The sequence below is a fragment of the Solicola agrisoli genome (assembly GCF_049059935.1).
Taxonomy (GTDB): domain Bacteria; phylum Actinomycetota; class Actinomycetes; order Propionibacteriales; family Nocardioidaceae; genus JAURVT01.
This window is the reverse complement of sequence record NZ_JBMGQR010000032.1, coordinates 1-13,473: the sequence shown is the minus strand read 5'-3', so window position 1 is coordinate 13,473 and position 13,473 is coordinate 1. Positions and strand designations below refer to the sequence as shown.

Here is a 13,473-nt window from a genome sequence, read left to right as displayed (position 1 = left end):
TCCCACGTCGGGGCATTTGCCCGGACCTGTCCGGGCTGCCTCTCAGCGCCGCGACTCCAGGGCGTCGAGGTCGCGCACGGCGTAGCGATGGTGCTCCCACTCCTCCTCGAGGATCGTCCCGAGGCACTGCCGGACGGTCTCGGGGTGGGCCGGGTCGTGCGGGTTGGGCCGCTCCTCGGCCAGCACGTCGGCGGTGACGGTCTCGAGGAACTCGTGGACCATCGCGACCCGGTCGGCGCGGGCGGCGAGCACCTCGGACCAGGTCGGGACGTCGGCCGAGAACACCGACATGTCCTCGCCGTCCTCGGCCATGCTGTGGTCGGCCAGCCCGAAGGGGTGGAACGGCTGCTCGAGCCGCAGCACGCCACGTCCCAGCCACATGTCGGTGGCCATCACCAGGTGGCGCAGGGTCTGCGCGAACGACCACTCGCCGCCGACGGACGCGTCGACGGTCCCGTCCGGCAGGCCCGCGGCCCGGTCCAGCGTCGCCGCCCAGGTGCGCTGAAGTGCCGCCCACGCCTCGCGCATGCCGTCGGGCGTGGTCGCGCCGCGCAGCTCCCGCCCGGGGAACCGGCGGTCGAGCTCGGCGTCAACGTACGCCACGACGTTGACCCCGTTGACCGTGAGCTCCCCGGCCTCGAACAGCCAGGGGGACTCGACCTCCATGCCGGCCACCGCCACGCCGCGCATCGTCACGCCGGACAGGTCGGAGTCGACGAAGCGGGCGCCGCGCAGGTCGCGGCCCCTGAACTCCTGCGGCTCGGTGCCCATGGCTCAGCGTAGGACGGCCACCGGGAGGTGGACAGCCCTGCGACGCCCGACCGTCAGACGTTGAAGCGGAACTCCACCACGTCGCCGTCGGCCATGACGTAGTCCTTGCCCTCCATGCGGACCTTGCCCGCCTCCTTGGCCTTGGCCATGGAGCCGGCGGCGACGAGGTCGTCGAAGGAGACGATCTCAGCCTTGATGAAGCCGCGCTCGAAGTCGGTGTGGATGACGCCCGCGGCCTGCGGGGCCGTCGCACCCTTCTTCACCGTCCACGCGCGCGACTCCTTGGGGCCCGCGGTGAGGTAGGTCTGCAGGCCGAGGGTGTCGAAGCCGACGCGGGCGAGGACGTCGAGGCCGGGCTCGTCGACACCCATCTCGGTGAGCATCTCGCGGGCCTCGTCGTCCTCGAGCTCGACGAGCTCGGACTCGAGCTTGGCGTCGAGGAAGATCGCCTCGGCCGGCGCGACGAGGTCGCGCATCTGCTGCTTGAGCGACTCGTCCGACAGCTCGTCGTTGTCGCAGTTGAAGACGTAGATTAGCGGCTTGGCGCTGAGCAGGTGCAGGTCGCGCAGCGGCTCGCGGTCGAGGCCGGCGGCGAAGACGCCGGTGCCGCCGTCGAGCACCTCCTTGGCCTGCTGCACCGCGGTGACGGTGGCGACGAGCGACTTGTCCTTGCGCGAGTCCTTCTCGAGCCGGGGCAGCGCGTTCTCGATGGTCTGCAGGTCGGCGAGGATCATCTCGGTGGAGATGGTCTCGATGTCGTCCTTGGGCGAGACCTTGCCGTCGACGTGGGTGACGTCCTCGTCGCGGAACACGCGGGTCACCTGGCAGATCGCGTCGGAGTCGCGGATGTGCGAGAGGAACTTGTTGCCCAGGCCCTCGCCCTCCGACGCGCCCTTGACGATGCCCGCGATGTCGACGAACTGCACCGTGGCGGGCAGCTCCTTGGCCGACCCGAACAGCTCGGCGAGGACCCCGAGCCGCGAGTCGGGGACGCCGACCACGCCGACGTTGGGCTCGATCGTCGCGAACGGGTAGTTCGCCGCGAGGACGTCGTTGCGGGTGAGCGCGTTGAACAGGGTGGACTTGCCCGCGTTGGGGAGCCCGACGATGCCGATGGAGAGTGCCACGAGAGGCAAGCCTACGGGTGGGTGCCCGCTCCCCCGACCAGCGCCTCGTGCTCGCCTCGCGTCATGGAGAACATGAGGGACTCGCCCGAGTAGTAGGGGTCGGGGCGCACGCCGTGTTCGGTCAGGCCGATCCGGCGCGCGACCGACGCCGAGGGCGCGTTGTGCGGGTACATCATCACGAGCACCTCGTCGAGACCGCAGGCGAACGCGTGGTCGCGGACGGCGAGCGCCGCGTCGGTGGCGTACCCGTGCCCCACGGAGTCCGGGTGCAGGTGCCAGCCGATCTGCCGGTGCTCCTCGGGGTCGTTCGGCACCGGCGCCAGGAGCGCGGTGCCGGCGACGACGCCCGTCGCGACCACCTCGACCGCCCAGACCCCGCAGCGGGGGTCGGTGATCTGCAGGGTGTGGGCGCGGTCGATCCACGCGACGGCGTCGCCGAGCGAGACCTGCAGGTCGAACGGCGGGTCGTCGAGCCACCGCACCACCTCGATCCGGCTGTGCAGGTCGAGGACGCGCGGCGCGTCCGCCTCGGTGAACTGACGCAGCCGGACGCGCGTCGACGACGTCGGTGGGACGTCCGGGAACGGGGCCACGTCCCCACCCAACCAGGCCGGGACCCGTTGCGGCAGGCGCCTCTCCCGCGGCCGGCGTGACGAATCTGTCGGACCCGGCTGCCACCGTCGGGCCATGGACGTCCTTCCCCTCCTCCTCGTCGCCCTGCTCGCCCTCGCGGCCGGGCTCGCGATCGGCGCGATCCTCGGCGCCAGGCTGCTGCGTGCGCCGTCCGGCGACGCCGGCCTGTTCGCCGACCAGATGAGCCTGTCGGCCACCGCCACCAGCCAGGCCGTCGCGCCCGTGCGCGAGAGCCTCGACCGCTTCGACGCCAGGTTGCGGCAGCTGGAGTCGAGCCGCATCGAGTGGCACGCCCAGCTCCGCGAGCAGGTCGAGGCCGTCCGCGCCACCGGCGAGGGGCTGCGACGCGAGACGGCGTCCCTGGCCACGGCCCTGCGGCGTCCGCAGGTCCGCGGACGCTGGGGCGAGATGCACCTGCGGCGCGCGGTCGAGCTCGCCGGCCTGGTCGACCGGTGCGACTTCACCGAGCAGGCCACGCTCGAGGGCGACGACGGGGCGCTGCTGCGGCCCGACATGGTGGTGCACCTCGCCGGCGACCGGAAGGTGGTCGTCGACTCCAAGGTGCCGCTCGACGCGTTCCTCGACGCGGGCGAGGCCACGTCCGAGGCCGAGCGCGCCGCGCAGCTCACGCGCCACGCCCGCCAGCTGCGCACCCACGTCGACCAGCTCGCCGCCAAGGGGTACTGGCGACGGCTCGACCACACGCCCGAGTTCGTCGTCCTGTTCGTCCCCGGCGAGTCGTTCCTGTCCGCCGCGCTCGAGGCCGACGGGGCGCTGCTCGAGCACGCCGCGGCGCAGAAGGTCGTGCTCGCCACGCCCACCACGCTGATCGCCCTGCTGCGCACCGTCGCCCACGCCTGGACGCAGGCCCGTCTGGCCGACAACGCCCGCGAGATCCACCGCCTCGCCCGCGACCTGTACGAGCGTCTGGGCACAGCAGGCACCCACCTCGACAAGGTCGGCCGCTCCCTGGGCAGCGCCGTGTCCAGCTACAACAGCGCCGTCGCCTCGATCGAGAGCCGGGTCATGGTGTCGGCCCGCAGGCTCGCCGAGCTGGACGTCTCCGACGAGCCGCTGGCCCCGATCGCGCCCGTGGAGCGCACGGTCCGGCCGCTCACCGCCCCCGAGCTCGCCGACGTCCTGCCACCCACGCTGTCCGACGAGGTCACCGAGGCCGACGCGTCGGGCCCGGCGTCCGCGGCGCGGCGCGCGGTCTAGGGGCGCGTCGTGACCTACGTTCGCCCTGTGGAGCACTGGGAGACTCTCACCCAGCGATCCCCGCTGGCCGGTCTCGCCGAGCGAGACCTGTCCACGGGGACCGTCGTCGCGTGCGCCCTCGCCGGGCAGGCGCTCGTCACCTGGCTCACCGTCGCCACCACCGGCTCGCTGGGCGTCGTCTTCGGCATCGGCTTCGTGATGGTCACCGTCACCGCCGCGATGGCCGCCGACGTCCGCTCGCTCTTCGCGCCCGGCGTGATGCCGCCGCTGCTCATGGTCGGCGCCATCTGGGTGGTCGCGGTCTACCAGCCCGAGGCGATCGACGTCGAGGGCCTGGCGGGCACCGCGGGGCACCTCCAGCGCGTCATCGCCGGCGTCGTCGACCATGCCACCGCGCTGGTCGTCGGGCACCTGTCGGTGCTCGCGATCGTCGCGATGCGCATCGTCACCGCCAACCGGGCGGCCCAGGCCGAGGCCGGCGCCGACCAACGCGCCGAGGCGGCCTGAGGCGGCTCAGACCTGGCCGGCGGCCTTCATGTCGCGGCGCAGCTCGGGCGGCAGCGCGAAGATCAGCGACTCCTCCGCGGTGTGCACGGCGGTCGCGGCCGGGTAGCCGCGCTCGCGCAGGTACGACAGCACGCCCTCGACGAGCTCCTCGGGCACCGAGGCGCCCGACGTGACGCCGACGTTCTCGACGCCCTCGAGCCACGCCTCGTCGATCTCGCTGACGTCGTCGATGCGGTACGACGCCTTGGCGCCGGCCTCGAGCGCGACCTCCACGAGGCGCACCGAGTTCGAGGAGTTCGACGAGCCCACCACGATCACCAGGTCGGACGTGCGCGCGATCTCCTTGACCGCGAGCTGACGGTTCTGGGTGGCGTAGCAGATGTCGTCGCTGGGCGGGTCCTGCAGCTGCGGGAACTTCTCGCGCAGGCGGTCGACCGTCTCCATCGTCTCGTCGACGCTGAGCGTGGTCTGCGAGAGCCACGACAGCTCGGTGCCCTCGGGGAACTCCAGGTGCTCGACGTCGGACGGGCGCTCCACGAGCGTGATGTGCTCGGGGGCCTCGCCGGCGGTGCCCTCGACCTCCTCGTGGCCCGCGTGCCCGATCAGGAGGATCTGCTTGCCCTCCTTGGCGAACCGGCGCGCCTCGTGGTGCACCTTGGTCACCAGCGGGCAGGTCGCGTCGATGGTCTTGAGGTCGCGGTCGGCGGCCTGCTCGTGCACCGCGGGCGACACCCCGTGGGCGGAGAACACGACCGTCTGACCGGCCGGCACCTCGTCGAGCTCCTCGACGAAGATCGCGCCTCGACGCTCGAGCGTCTGCACCACGTGCTTGTTGTGCACGATCTGCTTGCGCACGTAGACCGGCGAGCCGTACAGGTCGAGCGCCTTCTCGACGGTGATCACGGCGCGGTCGACGCCGGCGCAGTAGCCACGGGGGGCTGCCAGCAGCACGTCGCGGTCGCCGTCGGTCGCCACGGAGGGCATGCCCAGCGGTACGGAGGTCATGTCCCCATCGTAAGGGCGCGCCCTAGGGTGGTGCCGTGGCCCTGGAGACGAGTGCGGAGTCCCCCGCCCCGCTGCGCCAGGTCACCCAGCTGCTGTCGGGTTACCTCGGGCGTCTCGGCCCCATCTGGGTCGAGGGCCAGGTGGCCCAGCTCAACCGTCGAGCCGGGCGCTGCTTCCTCACCCTCCGTGACCCCGTCGTCGAGATGTCGGTCTCGCTCACCTGCCACCGCAGCGTCCTGGACTCCGCCAACCCGCCGATCACCGAGGGCGCGCGCGTGGTCGTCCACGCCCGCGTCTCGTTCTACGAGCGCACCGGGTCGCTGTCGCTGGACGCGCGCGAGATCCGACCCGTCGGCGTCGGCGAGCTGCTCGCCCGCCTGGAGCAGCGGCGTCAGCTGCTCGCCGCCGAGGGCCTGTTCGACCCCGCGCTCAAGCGCCCGCTGCCGTTCCTCCCCCACCGCATCGGCCTGGTCACGGGCCGGGACTCCGCCGCCGAGCGCGACGTGCTCGAGGTGGCGCGCCGACGCTGGCCCGGCGTCGAGTTCGACGTCCGGCACGCCCTCATGCAGGGCTCCAGCTCGGCGGCACAGGTGATCGAGGCCGTCCGCTCCCTCGACGCCGACCCCGCCGTCGACGTCATCGTCGTCGCCCGCGGCGGCGGGTCGGTGGAGGACCTGCTGCCGTTCTCGGACGAGGCGCTGGTGCGGGCCGTCTCGCGCCTCACCACGCCGTTGGTGAGCGCGATCGGCCACGAGCCCGACGTCCCCATCCTCGACCTCGTGGCCGACCACCGCGCCGCCACGCCCACCGACGCCGCCAAGACCGTCGTTCCCGCCGTCGCCGACGAGCTCGCCGGCCTGGACGAGATGCGGCACCGCGCCCGCCAGGCCGTGCGAGCCCACGTGCGGCGCGAGGAGCACCTGCTCGACTCGGTCCGCGGACGACCCGTTCTCGCAGCGCCGCAGAGCATGGTCGACGAGCGCGCCGCGTCGGTCGTCGAGGCCCGTGACCGCGCCCGCAGGTCGCTGGCTCACCGGCTCGACCGCGCGCACGACGAGGTCGGCCACCACCTGGCCCGTGTTCGCGGGCTGTCACCGCTGTCGACCCTGCGCCGCGGCTACGCCGTCGCGCAGCTGCCCGACGGCACCGTGGTCACGTCCGTGGACCAGGTCGCCGCCGGCACCGAGCTCGACGTCCGCGTCACCGACGGCCACCTCACGGTGACGACCGTCGCCACCGTCACCGCCCCCACCGCCAGCCCCGGAGAGCCCGATGCCGAAGACGACTGACACGCCCGCCGAGCAGCCCGACCTGCCCTACGAGCAGGCCCGGGACGAGCTGGTCGACGTCGTCCGCCGGCTCGAGACGGGCGGCACCACCCTCGAGGAGTCCCTGGCGCTGTGGGAGCGCGGGGAGGAGCTGGCGGCGCTGTGCCAGCGCTGGCTCGACGGCGCGCGAGCCCGCCTCGCCGCGGCGCAGGCCAGGTCGGACGACGAGGACGACTAGCCGTCAGCCGGTGGTCAGCGTGGCGGCGTAGGAGGAGATGACGTCCGCGGACGCGGTGCCGGTGACCAGGATCGTGGTGCCGTCGACGGTGCGCACCAGCGAGTTCTCGCCGTCACCGGTCCAGCGGGTCCAGGTCTGGCCACCGACCTGCACGGGGCCGTCCTCGTCGGTGCTGCCGGAGTAGCGCTCGATCAGTCGTCGCTCGCCCACCGGGGAGACCTCGAGGCCGACGTAGTCGTCGTCGTCGGTCTGCACGCCGAGGTGCCAGCGACCGTTGGGCCCGGAGTCGTACGAGACGGTCGTGGCGCGCCATCCCTGCGGCAGCGACGGCGGCGCCCAGACGGGGAACGTCGAGGCCTCCCGGGCCTGCGCGAGGGGCTGCTGCCAGTCCACGGTGGGGCGGTCGCCGCCGTCGCGGCTGAACAGGACGTTGCCGACGAACACGATGACCAGCACCAGCCCGAGGAGCACCACGACCGAGCGGACCATGTCGCCCAGGGAGTCGCTCAGACCACGCCTGGCGCTGGGTCGTCGGCTGGGGCCGCTCTCTGGTTGACTCACACCGCCCATTGTCCCGCCCGGACCCCGAACCGGCCCATCAGGTCCGGCCGCACCGCCCGCCACACACCGCCAGGAGCACCCGATGGCCGACGCCCACGGCGAGGTCTACCTCACCGTCGACCTCGCGCTCCGGATCGGCGAGATCCTGCTCGGCTCGGGCGCCGGGGCCCCGGACGTCGCGGTGACGATGCGGGCCGTCACCGAGGCCTGCGGCATGCGCGGCTGCGTCGTCGACATCAACTTCACGACGCTCGCCGTGGCCTACCAGGAGACGCCCGAGAGCGCGCCCGAGACGCACCTGCGCCAGGTGCAGCGCCGCGGCCTCGACTTCGGCGCGCTCACCGCGGTCGACCACGTGGTCCGCGAGCTCGCCTCGGGGCGGATGGACCGGGCCGAGGCCAGCGCCGCGGTCTGGCAGCTGCAGTCGACCGCCAACCCGTACCCGCGCTGGGTGTCCACCCTCGCCACCGGCGTCATGGCCGCCGGCATCTCCCTGCTCCTCGGCGGACGGGCGCTGGTCGTCCTCAGCACGTTCGTCGTGGCCCTGCTCATCGACGACGTCAACCGGCGGCTCGGGCGGCGACGGATCCCGGCGTTCTACCAGCAGGTCGCCGGGGCGCTGATCGCGACGGCGGCCGCCGTCGTCCTCCACCTCTCGGACGCACCGGTCAACCCGTCCCTGGTCATCGCGTCGGGCATCGTCATCCTGCTGGCCGGCATCTCGCTCGTGGGCGCCATCCAGGACGCGCTCAGCGGGTACTACGTCACCGGTGCCGCCCGCAGCTTCGAGGCCGTGCTGCTGACGGGCGGCGTCATCGCCGGGGTGTCGATGGGCCTGTCGATCGCCGACAACTTCGGGGTCGACCTCGAGGTGCGCAGCGACCTGGTCGGGCTCGGCGCCCTGCCGATGCAGCTCGTGGGCGCGGCGGTGGCCAGCATCGCGTTCGCCACCGTCTGCCAGGTGCCGCTCCGGGCCCTGCTGCCCTGCGGCGCGATCGGCCTGGCCGCGCAGCTGCTCTACCAGGTCGCCCTGCAGGCCCGCCTCGGCCCGACCGCCGGCTCCACGATCGCCGCCCTCGGCGTCGGGCTGGTCGCCTACGCCCTCGCGTCCCGCATCCGGGTGCCACCGCTGGTGGTCGTGACGACGGCCATCGTCGCGCTGCTCCCCGGCCTGGCGATCTACCAGGGCCTGTTCCTGCTCCTCGGGCAGGACGACACGTCGGGGCTGTTCTCGCTGCTCACCGCGGGCAGCGTGGCCGTGGCCCTGGCCTCGGGCGCCATCCTCGGCGAGTACATCGCCCAGCCGCTCGCCCGCGAGGCGCGCCGGCTGGAGAACCGCTGGGCCGGGCCGCGCCTGGTGGGTCCGCTCGGGACGGTCGACCGCCGCGTCCGACGGGCCGGTGCGCGCCGGTTGCGGCGCATCGTCCAGCAGGAGGAGGACGACGCACCTGAGGACCCTCAGCTGTCCTGAGCGGCGCGTCCGCGGCTCGCCGCTACGATTCAGGCGTGACCGTGTACCGGATCTCCGAGGCCGCGTCCCTGCTCGGGGTCAGCGACGACACCGTGCGCCGGTGGGCCGAGCAGCGCCGGTTCACGCTCGCCCGCACGCCGCAGGGTGCGGCCGGGATCGACGGGGTCGTGCTGGCCGAGCTGGCCGTCCAGGTGGCCGACCTGCCCCGCGAGGGCGGCGGGTCGCACCAGGTGAGCGCGCGCAACCGCCTTCGCGGCATCGTCACCCACGTCAAGCGCGACCACGTGATGGCGCAGGTCGAGATGTGCTGCGGCCCCTACCGCGTCGTCTCGCTGATCAGCCGCGAGGCCGCCGACGACCTCGGGCTCGACGTCGGCGTCGTCGCCGTCGCGGTGGTCAAGTCCACCAACGTCTCGGTCGAGGTCGAGGCCGACCGGTGACCCGGGCTCCCGGTGCGTAGACGGGCGCCGGACGGGCCCGCGCTCGGCCGCGTGCCCGCGGTGCTGGTCATCCCCTCGGTCGTCGCCCTCGCGCTGCTGCTGCTGCCCGTGGTCGGGCTGGTGGTCCGCGCCCCGTGGAGCCGGCTCGGCTCGCTGGACGACCCCGTGGTGGTCGACGCGCTCCGGTTGAGCGCGATCACGTCCACCGCCTCGACGGTCGTCGTGGTGGTCCTCGGGCTTCCGCTGGCCTGGGTGCTGGCGCGGGTGGAGTTCCGCGGCAAGAAGCTGGTGCGTGCGTTCGTCACCGTGCCGCTGATCCTGCCGCCGGTGGTGGGCGGCGTCGCGCTGTTGACGGCGTTCGGCGTGCGCGGCATCGTCGGGCAGCCGCTGCTGGACGTGCTCGGCGTCCGCATCACCTTCACGACGGCCGCGGTGGTCCTGGCCCAGACCTTCGTGTCGCTGCCGTTCCTGGTGATCAGCGTGGAGGGCGCGCTGCGCACCGCCGACCGCCGCTTCGACGAGGTCGCCGCGAGCCTCGGCGCCAGCCGGTGGCGCACGTTCCGGCGCGTGACGGTGCCGCTCGCCGCCCCCGGGCTGGCCGGTGGGGCGGCGCTCGCCTGGGCCCGCGCGCTCGGCGAGTTCGGCGCCACCATCACGTTCGCGGGCAACTTCCAGGGCACCACCCGCACCACGACGCTCGAGATCTACGGCCGGCTGCAGTCGTCCGACCCGGACGTCGCGATCCTCCTCAGCCTGGTGCTGCTGGGCATCAGCGTGCTCATCCTGGTGCTGCTGCGCGAGCGCTGGGTCGCCGGAGGCCTGCGATGACCGGCCTCGACGTGCACGCCGTCCTGTCGCGAGGGAGCTTCGCGCTCGACGCCGAGGTCGCCGCCGAGGCGGGCGAGGTCGTGGCGCTGCTCGGACCCAACGGCGCCGGCAAGAGCAGCGTCCTGCGCGCGCTCGGCGGGCTCACCCCGCTGACCGGCGGCCACGTCCGGCTCGGCGACCGCGTGCTCGAGGACCCTGCGCAGCGCGTGCGCGTCCCCACCGCACAGCGTCGGGTGGGGGTCGTGTTCCAGGACCCGCTCCTGTTCCCGCACCTCGACGTCCGCGACAACGTCGCGTTCGGTCCCCGCGAGTCTGGCGCCTCCAAGCGGGACGCGCGCGCCACCGCGTCCGCGTGGCTCGAGCGCACCGGGCTCGAGGAGTTCGCGCACCGTCGGCCGGACCAGCTCTCGGGCGGCCAGCGCCAGCGCGTCGCGATCGTCCGGGCGCTCGCCCAGGAGCCCGACCTGTTGCTGCTCGACGAGCCCACCGCCGCGCTCGACGTCGCTGTCACCGCCGCGGTGCGCACCTTCCTGCGGCGCCACCTCGCCTCGTACGACGGCGTCACGGTGCTCGTCACCCACGACCCGCTCGACGCGCTGGTGCTGGCCGACCGTGTCGTCGTCCTGGACGCGGGCACCGTGAGCCAGGCCGGCCCGCCCCGCGAGGTGGCCGAGCGTCCCCGGAGCGCGCACGTCGCCTCGCTCATGGGGATGAACCTGGTGCGTGACGGCGACTCGTTCCGCACGTTCCGGCCCAGCGCCGTGACGCTGCACCCGGCCAAGCCGGTGAGCAGCGCCCGTCACGTCTGGGAGGGCACGGTCACCGCGCTCGTGCCCCACGGCGACGCCGTGCGGGTGCAGGTGGACGGCGAGGTCCGGCTGCTCTCCGACGTCACCCACGCCGCCGTCGCCGACCTCGGCCTCACCGACGGGCTGCCGGTGTGGGCGAGCGTCAAGGCCACCGAGACCACCGTCTACGACGCGTGAGGATCGGCGTCCCGTGGGTGCCGGTGTCAGGCTCGGAGCATGACCTCCCTGCTCGCCGCCGTCGGCCTGACGTCCGGCGCCCGCCCCCTGGACGCCGCCGGCGTGGCGGTATCGGACGCGCCTCCGTCGTCGCAGCTGCGGTGGGGCGAGGTGCGGGCCGCCGTCCAGGTGGCGCGCGTGCTCGCCGCCGCCCCCCGCCTGGCGCTGGCCCCGCGCGGCGACGGAGGTGTGGTCGTCGACGTGCCCGGGTGGCGCGCCCCGGAGGCGTCCGGCGCACCGATCCGCGCCTACCTGCGCTCGCTCGGGCACGACGCCCGGCCGTGGGGCCTCGGCACCAACCACGGGTCGGTGGGCGGCGACGTCGACGCGCTGGCCGTGACCGTGGCTCGTCTGGCCCGGGAGTCCGGACGCCCCGTCGCCCTGGTCGGGTGGAGCCTGGGCGGGGTGATCGCCCGCGAGGTCGCGCGCCTGAGACCCGCGGACGTCCGCGCTGTGGTCACCTACGGCTCGCCCGTGCTCGGCGGGCCGACGATCGCGCCGCACCTCGCGGGTCGCCACGACGCCGTCCGGACGCCCGTGACCGCCATCGTCAGCCGGCGCGACGGCGTCGTCGACTGGCGCGCCTGCGTCGACAGGCGGTCGTCCGCGGTCGAGCACGTCGAGGTCGGCTCGACCCACCTCGGCATGGTTCTCGACCCCGACGTGTGGGCCGTGGTGGCCGATCGGCTCGGACGCGTGGTGCCGCGCACCGTGGCCAAGCCCTAGGGTGGACCGACGCCACCGCCGAGAGGACCCCGCATGACGCAGAGCCCCGACCCGTCCCACTCCTCGGGGATCCCCGACTCGCTGGCGCCCGCCTCGCAGGCGCCCGACCGCAACCTCGCGCTCGACCTGGTGCGGGTCACCGAGGCCGCGGCGCTCGCGGCGGGACGCTGGGTCGGCCGCGGCGACAAGAACGGCGCGGACGGCGTGGCCGTGAACGCGATGCGCTCGCTGATCAACACCGTCGGCATGCGCGGCGTCGTGGTCATCGGCGAGGGCGAGAAGGACAACGCGCCCATGCTGTTCAACGGCGAGGAGGTCGGCGACGGCACCGGTCCCGAGTGCGACGTCGCCGTCGACCCGATCGACGGCACCACGCTCGCGGCCAAGTCGATGCCCAACGCGGTGGCCGTGATGGCCGTGGCCCCGCGTGGCTCGATGTACGACCCGTCCGCGGTGTTCTACATGGAGAAGCTCGTCACCGGGCCCGAGGCCGCCGACGCGGTCGACATCCGTCTGCCGATCGAGAAGAACATCTCCCTCGTGGCCAAGGCCAAGGGCCTCAAGGTCTCCGACGTCACCGTCTGCGTGCTCGACCGCCCGCGGCACGACAGGCTCGTCGCCGACATCCGCGCCACCGGTGCCCGCGTCAAGTTCATCTCCGACGGCGACGTCGCCGGCGCGATCACCGCGGCCCGCCCGGGCACCGGCGTCGACCTCCTGGTGGGCATCGGCGGCACGCCCGAGGGGATCATCGCGGCGTGCGCCATGAAGTGCGTCGGCGGCGTCATCCAGGGCCGGCTGTGGCCCACCGACGACGCCGAGCGCGGTCGCGCCGAGGACGCCGGGCACGACCTGTCGCGCGTGCTCACCACCGACGACCTCGTCACCGGCGACGACTGCTTCTTCGTCGCGACCGGCATCACCGACGGCGAGCTGATGACGGGCGTCCGGTACGCGCCCGAGCGGGCGTTCACCGAGTCGCTCGTCATGCGCTCGCGCAGCGGCACGCTCCGCAAGATCACCAGCGAGCACCGGCTGACCAAGCTGCGCGCGTACGCGTCGGTCGACTACGAGGGCTGAGCCATGAGCACCGCACCCCGCGCCCTCGTCGTCGGCGAGGCCCTGGTCGACCTGACCCGACGCGGCGACGAGCCGGAGGTCGCCCGCCCCGGCGGCTCCCCGCTCAACATCGCCGTCGGGCTGGCCCGGCTCGACGTCACCGCCGTGCTCGCCGCCCAGGTGGGCGAGGACGAGAACGGCGAGCTGCTGCGCGACCACGTCGACGCCTCCGACGTCGACCTGCGCAACCTGCCGCCGCACCGCGAGACCACGGCCACCGCCCTGGCGCGCATCGACGACGAGGGTCGCGCCACCTACGAGTTCGACATCGCGTGGGACCCCACCGAGCTGCCGACCCTCGAGGGGCAGGATCTGCTGCACGTCGGGTCCATCGGAGCGGCCCTCGCGCCCGGTGCCGACCGCGTCCTCGCGCTGGCCCAGCAGGCCGCGGCGGCCGGCGTCCCCGTCAGCCTCGACCCGAACGTGCGCCTGCCGATCACGCCGGACGTGGCCGACGTGCGCCGCCGCGTCGACGCCCTGCTCGAGACGGCCAGCATCTGCAAGCTCAGCGACGAGGACGTCGCCGACCTCGGAGA

16 protein-coding genes are annotated in these 13,473 nt (G+C 73.8%); 11 read left to right on the top strand and 5 right to left on the bottom strand.

The window, feature by feature from the left end; genetic code table 11:
* Positions 1–42 precede the first annotated feature (42 nt).
* The 3 genes from ACI6PP_RS12635 to ACI6PP_RS12625 are packed head-to-tail and all read right to left on the bottom strand — an operon-like array spanning position 43 to position 2,491.
* On the bottom strand, positions 43–771 hold the full coding sequence (locus ACI6PP_RS12635; RefSeq protein WP_421111947.1) for a DinB family protein: 729 nt from the start codon (positions 769–771) through the stop codon (positions 43–45).
* A gap of 53 nt (positions 772–824) precedes the next feature.
* On the bottom strand, positions 825–1,898 hold the full coding sequence (ychF, locus tag ACI6PP_RS12630; protein ID WP_421111946.1) for a redox-regulated ATPase YchF: 1,074 nt from the start codon (positions 1,896–1,898) through the stop codon (positions 825–827).
* Between the two features lie 11 nt (positions 1,899–1,909).
* On the bottom strand, positions 1,910–2,491 hold the full coding sequence (locus tag ACI6PP_RS12625; RefSeq protein ID WP_421111945.1) for a GNAT family N-acetyltransferase: 582 nt from the start codon (positions 2,489–2,491) through the stop codon (positions 1,910–1,912).
* A gap of 94 nt (positions 2,492–2,585) precedes the next feature.
* On the opposite strand from ACI6PP_RS12625, the gene ACI6PP_RS12620 reads away from it, so the two are divergent.
* Complete coding sequence (locus ACI6PP_RS12620; RefSeq protein WP_421111944.1) at positions 2,586–3,749, top strand: DNA recombination protein RmuC; 1,164 nt, start codon at positions 2,586–2,588, stop codon at positions 3,747–3,749.
* Between the two features lie 9 nt (positions 3,750–3,758).
* A complete protein-coding gene (locus tag ACI6PP_RS12615) occupies positions 3,759–4,256 on the top strand; it encodes a DUF6542 domain-containing protein (protein WP_421111943.1) in 498 nt (165 codons plus the stop codon).
* Positions 4,257–4,262: 6 nt separating this feature from the next.
* On the opposite strand, the gene ACI6PP_RS12610 is transcribed toward ACI6PP_RS12615, so the two are convergent.
* Positions 4,263–5,261, bottom strand: coding sequence for a 4-hydroxy-3-methylbut-2-enyl diphosphate reductase (locus ACI6PP_RS12610; RefSeq protein WP_421111942.1), 999 nt, complete (start codon positions 5,259–5,261; stop codon positions 4,263–4,265).
* A 35-nt stretch (positions 5,262–5,296) separates the two neighbouring features.
* On the opposite strand from ACI6PP_RS12610, the gene xseA reads away from it, so the two are divergent.
* Both xseA and ACI6PP_RS12600 read left to right on the top strand, forming a co-directional pair.
* Positions 5,297–6,550 carry an exodeoxyribonuclease VII large subunit gene (gene xseA, locus ACI6PP_RS12605; protein ID WP_421111941.1) on the top strand — a complete coding sequence of 418 codons (1,254 nt, stop codon included), beginning with the start codon at positions 5,297–5,299 and terminating at the stop codon, positions 6,548–6,550.
* Positions 6,534–6,767, top strand: coding sequence for an exodeoxyribonuclease VII small subunit (locus ACI6PP_RS12600; protein ID WP_421111940.1), 234 nt, complete (start codon positions 6,534–6,536; stop codon positions 6,765–6,767). Before xseA ends, ACI6PP_RS12600 begins: the two co-directional genes overlap by 17 nt.
* A 3-nt stretch (positions 6,768–6,770) precedes the next feature.
* Here the strand turns inward: ACI6PP_RS12600 and ACI6PP_RS12595 are convergent, their stop codons facing one another.
* A complete protein-coding gene (locus ACI6PP_RS12595; RefSeq protein WP_421111939.1) occupies positions 6,771–7,337 on the bottom strand; it encodes a DUF4245 domain-containing protein in 567 nt (188 codons plus the stop codon).
* Positions 7,338–7,410: 73 nt separating this feature from the next.
* On the opposite strand from ACI6PP_RS12595, the gene ACI6PP_RS12590 reads away from it, so the two are divergent.
* From ACI6PP_RS12590 to ACI6PP_RS12560, 7 genes are all read left to right on the top strand, one after another.
* Positions 7,411–8,799 (top strand): threonine/serine exporter family protein, encoded by a 1,389-nt coding sequence (locus ACI6PP_RS12590; protein WP_421111938.1) that lies wholly within the window; start codon positions 7,411–7,413, stop codon positions 8,797–8,799.
* 35 nt (positions 8,800–8,834) lie between these two features.
* Positions 8,835–9,239: a TOBE domain-containing protein gene (locus ACI6PP_RS12585; RefSeq protein WP_421111937.1), complete on the top strand. Its 405-nt coding sequence runs from the start codon at positions 8,835–8,837 to the stop codon at positions 9,237–9,239.
* 51 nt (positions 9,240–9,290) lie between these two features.
* Entirely contained in the window at positions 9,291–10,067 is a 777-nt protein-coding gene (locus tag ACI6PP_RS12580; protein WP_421111936.1) for an ABC transporter permease, read from the top strand.
* A complete protein-coding gene (locus ACI6PP_RS12575) occupies positions 10,064–11,053 on the top strand; it encodes a sulfate/molybdate ABC transporter ATP-binding protein (protein WP_421111935.1) in 990 nt (329 codons plus the stop codon). The genes ACI6PP_RS12580 and ACI6PP_RS12575 overlap by 4 nt, the downstream gene beginning before the upstream one ends.
* A gap of 39 nt (positions 11,054–11,092) precedes the next feature.
* Entirely contained in the window at positions 11,093–11,818 is a 726-nt protein-coding gene (locus tag ACI6PP_RS12570) for an esterase/lipase family protein (protein ID WP_421111934.1), read from the top strand.
* 33 nt (positions 11,819–11,851) lie between these two features.
* Positions 11,852–12,898, top strand: a complete 1,047-nt coding sequence (glpX, locus tag ACI6PP_RS12565; RefSeq protein ID WP_421111933.1) for a class II fructose-bisphosphatase — start codon at positions 11,852–11,854, stop codon at positions 12,896–12,898.
* Positions 12,899–12,901: 3 nt separating this feature from the next.
* The coding region (locus ACI6PP_RS12560; protein ID WP_421111932.1) for a PfkB family carbohydrate kinase at positions 12,902–13,473 on the top strand (572 nt) is incomplete at its 3' end.

Bases quoted from the DNA above. Each gene is read 5' to 3' on its own strand.
- glpX (WP_421111933.1), top strand. From the start codon at position 11,852: ATGACGCAGAGCCCCGACCCGTCCCACTCCTCGGGGATCCCCGACTCG.
- ACI6PP_RS12590 (WP_421111938.1), top strand. From the start codon at position 7,411: ATGGCCGACGCCCACGGCGAGGTCTACCTCACCGTCGACCTCGCGCTC.
- ACI6PP_RS12635 (WP_421111947.1), bottom strand. From the start codon at position 771: ATGGGCACCGAGCCGCAGGAGTTCAGGGGCCGCGACCTGCGCGGCGCC.
- ACI6PP_RS12620 (WP_421111944.1), top strand. From the start codon at position 2,586: ATGGACGTCCTTCCCCTCCTCCTCGTCGCCCTGCTCGCCCTCGCGGCC.
- ACI6PP_RS12570 (WP_421111934.1), top strand. From the start codon at position 11,093: ATGACCTCCCTGCTCGCCGCCGTCGGCCTGACGTCCGGCGCCCGCCCC.
- ACI6PP_RS12575 (WP_421111935.1), top strand. From the start codon at position 10,064: ATGACCGGCCTCGACGTGCACGCCGTCCTGTCGCGAGGGAGCTTCGCG.
- ACI6PP_RS12595 (WP_421111939.1), bottom strand. From the start codon at position 7,337: ATGGGCGGTGTGAGTCAACCAGAGAGCGGCCCCAGCCGACGACCCAGC.
- ACI6PP_RS12610 (WP_421111942.1), bottom strand. From the start codon at position 5,261: ATGACCTCCGTACCGCTGGGCATGCCCTCCGTGGCGACCGACGGCGAC.
- ACI6PP_RS12600 (WP_421111940.1), top strand. From the start codon at position 6,534: ATGCCGAAGACGACTGACACGCCCGCCGAGCAGCCCGACCTGCCCTAC.